Below are 6,098 nucleotides of genomic sequence, written 5' to 3' on the forward strand. Positions count from 1 at the left end.
AGGAGCGATCTTTAATCATGGGCGGCAGTTTATAGGCATTCGCGCAAGGTTTGGCAGAATTGCTCCACCAGCGCACTCGGCGTCTGCGCGCACGCCAAGGCCACGGTGCTGATGCAGTCCGGGTCGGCCAGAGGCAAAAAGTGCAGGTTGGCGGAGGCAATGTCCTGCATGGATTTTGGTAACAAGGCAATTCCGAAGCCGGCCTGGATCAGCTGCAATTGCGTGGTCTTGCGCGACATCACCCGCGCGGCCCTGGGGAAAAATCCTGCGCGCATGCACAGTTCGGCTGACAGATAACTCAAGCCGCCCCGTTGGGGGTGTGGAACTGAAATAAACGCTTCGTCCTTGAGCTGTGCCAGTTCGACAGGCGTATCGCTGCGTGCCAGAGGGTGATTGGGCGGCACCGCCAACACCAGTTGTTCGCTATATAAAGGCACCACGCGCACGCCTTCGCGCTGGCGCAGAACCGGTAACCGTAACAGGCCGACGTCCAGGCGCCCGTCGGCAATTTCTTCAAGCTGCGCCTCGGAAGACAGTTTGACGATATCCATCGATACGCCGGGGCAACGCTGCAGCCAGGTGCTGATGCCGTGCAGCAATGGTCCGCTCATCGGCACAGTGCTCGAATGGCTCAGGCGCAGGGTGCCAAGCTGACCATTGCCAACCTGGGTGGCCATCTCGCTGGCCTTGAGCAGCTCGCTCAGCAGGTTGCGTGCCCTCGGGTAAAAGGCTTCGCCCGCCGCCGTCAGCCGGGGCTGGCGCGCGGTGCGTTCGAACAGTGGGGTTTGCAGTTGGGTTTCCAACTCCTTGATCTGGCGGCTCAGCGCTGATTGCGCCACGAACAAACGCTCGGCGGCGGCGCTGAAGCTGCCGCTGTCGGCGATTTCGACGAAGTAGCGCAGTTGGCGAGTAGATATCACGCGTCATGCCTTTTCGAGATGAGTGGAGGGCTTTGAAGATATTAGTCGCAACGCTCGGCGATGGCTAAAGTGATGACTGTCTCTTTCAAGGAATACGTCATGGGTCCGGTTGAGCTGATGAGCCAGTGGTCGTTCAGTGGTGTCGATTGGCTGGTCATCGGCCTGGGTGTGGTGCTGGCCTACATCGTGTTCGGCATTGCCGGTTTTGGCACGGCACTGGTGGCGGGGCCGATCCTGATTGTGTTTATGCCGCTGTCGAAGATCATCCCGCTGCTGGTGCTGCTGGATTTTGTCGCCGCCTTCGGCAATCTGCTGCAATCGCGGCGAGACGTGAACACGCCCGAGCTGCTGCGGTTGCTGCCGTGCATGGCCATCGGTTGCACGCTGGGGGTGATCTTTCTGCTCAACCTGCATTCGGATCTGTTGCTGCTGCTGATGGGGCTGTTTATCAGCGCCTATGCGATCTACAGCTTGTCGGTGAAGGCGCGGCCCGCTCAGCTTTCCAAAGGTTGGTCGATTCCCATGGGCACCGTCGGCGGGATGTTTGGTGCGTTGTTCGGCAGCGGCGGCTTTTTGTATGCGATCTACCTCAACAGCCGTTTGCCCAAGGACGCGGCGCGGGCCACGCAAAGTGCGTTGATCAGTTGCAGCACAGTGGTGCGCCTGAGCCTGTTTCTGGTCGCCGGGGTGTATGCGGACTTGCCACTGCTGTTGTTGGCGTTGTGCCTGTTGCCGGCGATGGCTCTGGGGCTGTGGTGTGGGCGCAGGTTGACGATGCGCATGTCCCGTGAAGCCTTTGTGCGTTTGGTGACGTGGTTGGTGTTGGCCAGTGGCATTGCGTTGATTGGGCGCTACTTGAGTACTTGACCTGTGTGGGGCAGGGATTAAGCTGCCAGGCTTCAGGGCCTCATCGCAGGCAAGCCAGCTCCCACATCGACTGTGTTCACATCGCATAATGTGGGAGCCGGGCTTGCCCGCGATGGCGGCAGACGCCACACCGCAGGACTCCCATGAACTCCCAAAGCATCCTTGTCCCCAAAATCTCCACCTTGCCCGTCCACGAACCCCGCGCCCGGGCCATCGTGCGTTGGCTGGTGCGCAAGAACATCATCAAGGAAGAGCTGACCACCTGCGGACGCACCGGCAACCGCATGGCCTACGCCCTGGCCGACGGCGCCCGCGCCGTGGTGCTGCACCCCGAAGCGCTGCCGTTCAACGAGCCGATCAATGGCCTGGAGATCATCTACAAGCGCTGCATCTACACGCCGGCCAAGGGCTTTCTCGAAGAAGCCGGCTGCCCCGAATGCCTTAAAGAGGTCGGCGAGGCACTGTTCGAAAGCCTCGAAGACTGGATGCCCGGCCACACCGACAACTTCACCTGCCCATTGTGTGGGCATGAAGATGACATCAATGGGTTTCTGTTCCTGCAGGAATGCGGGTTTTCCAACCTGGGGTTTATCTTCAACAACTGGGCGGAGGCGGGGTTCAAGCCGAGCTTTATCGACGAATTTGCCGATTGGCTGGACCAAAAGATGAGTTGGGTCAAAGTCGAGCTTTAATCCGATCGTTCCCACGCTCCTGCGTGGGAATGCATCCCGTGACGCTCCGCGTCACCATAGCGCAGGGCTTCAACCTTGCGCAGACCCCGGACGCGGAGCGTCCCTGGCGGCATTCCCACGCGGAGCGTGGGAACGATCCAGCGCTGCAGGTTTTATCCATCTATCAGTATTACCAAGTTTGTCAGAGTTTTACATTGAGCCCGACAGGGTGCATGTATATAATGGCGCGCTTCCATTTTCCCGCTCGGGAGCCCCCGCGATGCTGCGTATCAGCCAAGAAGCTCTGACATTCGACGACATTCTCCTAGTGCCCGGTTATTCCGAGGTGCTTCCTAACGAAGTCAGTCTCAAGACCCGCCTAACCCGTGGCATCGAGCTGAATATTCCTCTGGTTTCCGCTGCCATGGACACCGTCACTGAAGCCCGTTTGGCAATCGCCATGGCTCAGGAAGGCGGCATTGGCATCATCCACAAGAACATGACCATCGAGCAGCAAGCTGCCGAAGTGCGCAAGGTCAAGCGTTACGAAGCCGGTGTGGTGAAAGATCCTATTACCATCGAAGCCGACGCCACCGTGCGTGACCTGTTCGACCTGACCCGCCTGCACAACATCTCCGGCGTTCCGGTACTGCACGATGGCGACCTGGTCGGCATCGTCACTTCCCGTGACGTGCGTTTCGAGAACCGTCTTGAAGTCACCGTCCGTGAAGTGATGACGCCTAAAGAGCGCCTCGTCACGGTCAAGGAAGGCGCCGACAAGAACGATGTGCGCGAACTGCTGCACAAGCACCGCATTGAGCGCGTGCTGATCGTCGACGACAAATTCGCCCTCAAAGGCATGATGACCGTCAACGACATCGAAAAAGCCAAGGCTTACCCGCTGGCCAGCAAGGACGATCAAGGTCGTCTGCGCGTCGGCGCTGCGGTCGGCACCGGTAAAGACACCGGTGACCGCGTTTCGGCCCTGGTGGCTGCCGGTGTTGACGTGGTGGTGGTCGACACGGCCCACGGTCACTCCAAAGGCGTGATCGACCGCGTGCGCTGGGTCAAACAGAATTTCCCTGACGTACAAGTGATCGGCGGCAACATCGCCACCGGCGCAGCTGCCAAGGCCCTGGCCGAAGCCGGCGCCGATGCGGTCAAGGTCGGTATCGGCCCTGGCTCCATCTGCACCACGCGTATCGTCGCCGGTGTGGGCGTGCCGCAAATCAGCGCCATCGCCAACGTGGCTGCTGCCCTTGAAGGCACTGGCGTACCGTTGATCGCCGACGGCGGCATCCGTTTCTCCGGTGACCTGTCCAAGGCCATCGTCGCCGGTGCTTCCTGCGTGATGATGGGCTCGATGTTCGCCGGTACCGAAGAAGCACCAGGCGAGATCGAACTGTTCCAGGGCCGTTCGTACAAGGCTTACCGCGGCATGGGTTCGCTGGGCGCCATGTCCCAGGCGCAAGGTTCTTCCGACCGCTACTTCCAGGACTCTTCGGCAGGCGCCGAGAAGCTCGTACCGGAAGGCATCGAAGGCCGTGTGCCGTACAAAGGCACCCTGAGCGCGATCATCCATCAACTGATGGGTGGCCTGCGTTCCTCGATGGGCTACACCGGCAGCGCCGACATCGAAGAAATGCGCACCAAGCCAGAGTTCGTACGGATCACCGGCGCCGGCATGGCTGAATCCCATGTCCACGACGTGCAGATCACCAAGGAAGCGCCGAACTACCGCGTAGGTTGAGGCTTCCAGCAAAACGTTAAGTAACCGGGGCTGTTCTTTCAGCCCCGAGTTGTTTCTGATTCATTAGACGAGACTGACTTCATGGCCCTCGACATTCACGCCCACCGCATTCTGATCCTCGACTTCGGTTCCCAGTACACCCAGCTGATCGCCCGCCGCGTGCGTGAAATCGGCGTGTACTGCGAACTGCACCCGTTCGACATGGATGACGAAGCGATCCGCGAATTCGCCCCTAAAGGCGTCATCCTTGCCGGTGGCCCCGAGTCCGTGCACGAAGCCAACAGCCCGCGTTGCCCGCAAGCCGTATTCGACCTGGGCGTGCCCGTCTTCGGTATCTGCTACGGCATGCAGACCATGGCCGAGCAACTGGGCGGCAAGGTTGAAGGTTCCGAACTGCGTGAATTCGGTTATGCCCGTGTCGACGTGGTCGGCAAGAGCCGCCTGCTGGACGGCATCGAAGACCACATCGACGCCGACGGCCTGTTCGGCCTCGACGTGTGGATGAGCCACGGTGACAAGGTCACCAAGATGCCGGAAGACTTCCACATCCTGGCCAGCACCCCGAGCTGCCCGATCGCCGGCATGTTCAACGACGAGCGCGGCTACTACGGCGTGCAGTTCCACCCGGAGGTGACTCACACCAAGCAAGGCGGGCGCATCCTGTCGCGCTTCATCCTCGACATCTGCCAGTGCGAAGCCCTGTGGACCCCGTCGAAAATTGCTGAAGACGCCATCGCCAACGTGCGTGCCCAGGTGGGTACTGACAACGTATTGCTCGGCCTGTCCGGCGGCGTTGACTCCTCCGTGGTTGCCGCGCTGCTGCACAAAGCCATCGGCGACCAGCTGACGTGCGTGTTCGTCGACAACGGCCTGCTGCGTCTGCACGAAGGCGAGCAAGTGATGGCCATGTTCGCTGAGAACATGGGCGTCAAAGTGATCCGCGCCAACGCCGAGGACCAGTTCCTCAACAACCTGGCGGGCGAAAGCGACCCAGAGAAAAAGCGCAAGATCATCGGCCGCACCTTCATCGACGTGTTCGATGCCCAGTCCAACAAACTGGACAACATCAAGTACCTCGCCCAGGGCACCATCTACCCTGACGTGATCGAGTCGGCTGGCGCCAAGAGCGGCAAGGCCCACGTGATCAAGTCCCACCACAACGTGGGTGGCCTGCCGGAGGAGATGAACCTCAAACTGGTAGAACCACTGCGCGAACTGTTCAAGGACGAAGTTCGCCGTCTGGGCCTGGAACTCGGCCTGCCGTACGACATGGTTTACCGCCACCCATTCCCGGGCCCGGGCCTGGGCGTGCGCATCCTCGGTGAAGTGAAGAAGGAATACGCCGACCTGCTGCGTCGCGCCGACCACATCTTCATCGAAGAACTGCGCAAGGCCGACTGGTACCACAAAGTCAGCCAGGCGTTCGTGGTGTTCCAGCCGGTGAAATCGGTTGGCGTTGTCGGTGATGGCCGTCGTTATGCGTGGGTTGTTGCGCTGCGTGCCGTAGAGACCATCGACTTCATGACCGCGCGTTGGGCACACCTGCCGTACGAGCTGCTGGAGACTGTCAGCGGCCGTATCATCAATGAGATCGAAGGCATTTCGCGCGTGACGTATGACGTGTCGAGCAAGCCGCCGGCGACGATTGAGTGGGAGTGAGCCCACAGCGAGGCATGAAAAAACCGGCTTTTGCCGGTTTTTTCATGCCCGCGATAAGGGCTTATTCTTGCTGACGTGAAAGCTTTGAAGGCATTCATCTGTCGGTGAATCAAACCAGGTTCAAAGCACTTTATTCCTCCCATCTCCGGCATCTACGTTGGCACTTCTCGGCAGGTGCGTGCCTTGCGATAGCCGTGTCTTGCTTGATCACACTGGCGCTTATCTATCACT

Annotated in this window: 5 protein-coding genes; 4 read left to right on the forward strand and 1 reads right to left on the reverse strand. The window is 60.1% G+C overall.

Going from position 1 to position 6,098, the window contains the following annotated elements:
- Nucleotides 1–29: 29 nt before the first annotated feature.
- Nucleotides 30–920 carry a LysR family transcriptional regulator gene (locus AOA59_RS25870; RefSeq protein ID WP_099489554.1) on the reverse strand — a complete coding sequence of 297 codons (891 nt, stop codon included), beginning with the start codon at nt 918–920 and terminating at the stop codon, nt 30–32.
- 99 nt (nt 921–1,019) lie between these two features.
- Here AOA59_RS25870 and AOA59_RS25875 point away from each other — a divergent pair, with 99 nt between their 5' ends.
- The 4 genes from AOA59_RS25875 to guaA all read left to right on the forward strand — a co-directional run bounded on the left by AOA59_RS25875 (nt 1,020) and on the right by guaA (nt 5,867).
- Complete coding sequence (locus AOA59_RS25875) at nt 1,020–1,787, forward strand: sulfite exporter TauE/SafE family protein (protein WP_099489555.1); 768 nt, start codon at nt 1,020–1,022, stop codon at nt 1,785–1,787.
- A gap of 143 nt (nt 1,788–1,930) precedes the next feature.
- A complete protein-coding gene (locus AOA59_RS25880; RefSeq protein WP_065930365.1) occupies nt 1,931–2,479 on the forward strand; it encodes a sugar ABC transporter ATPase in 549 nt (182 codons plus the stop codon).
- Between the two features lie 259 nt (nt 2,480–2,738).
- Nucleotides 2,739–4,208, forward strand: a complete 1,470-nt coding sequence (gene guaB / locus AOA59_RS25890; protein ID WP_016977684.1) for an IMP dehydrogenase — start codon at nt 2,739–2,741, stop codon at nt 4,206–4,208.
- Nucleotides 4,209–4,289: 81 nt separating this feature from the next.
- Nucleotides 4,290–5,867: a glutamine-hydrolyzing GMP synthase gene (guaA, locus tag AOA59_RS25895; RefSeq protein WP_017134673.1), complete on the forward strand. Its 1,578-nt coding sequence runs from the start codon at nt 4,290–4,292 to the stop codon at nt 5,865–5,867.
- The last annotated feature ends 231 nt before the right edge of the window (nt 5,868–6,098 follow it).

Origin of the sequence: Pseudomonas sp. 2822-15 (assembly GCF_002742515.1) — a bacterium.
In the GTDB taxonomy this organism is placed as follows: domain Bacteria; phylum Pseudomonadota; class Gammaproteobacteria; order Pseudomonadales; family Pseudomonadaceae; genus Aquipseudomonas; species Aquipseudomonas salomonii.